Raw genomic sequence first — 223 nt, forward strand, 5'->3', positions numbered from 1 at the left:
GCCACGGCGCCCATAGTTCCCATAAACATACCAATACCGTAGACCTCTTGCCCTAACCCCAAGTGAGCAATTCGCCCCAGAAGCAGGAAAAGGGTTGAGGCACCCCACATATTGAGGAGGGCGGCGAAGATAAGTTCGCGTCTAAAATATGCACTAGAGGCTATATATACTAGTCCAAGCCTTAAATCGTGAAGTATATGCGTTTTTTGGAATACTTCGGAGC

General features: G+C 48.0%; 1 pseudogene. It reads right to left on the bottom strand.

The annotated features are described in order from the left end of the window. A pseudogene (locus HMPREF2554_RS12035) lies at window positions 1-223 on the bottom strand (MFS transporter); the annotation flags it as partial.

The sequence above is a fragment of the Rothia sp. HMSC071F11 genome (genome assembly GCF_001809115.1).
GTDB classification, from domain to species: domain Bacteria; phylum Actinomycetota; class Actinomycetes; order Actinomycetales; family Micrococcaceae; genus Rothia; species Rothia dentocariosa.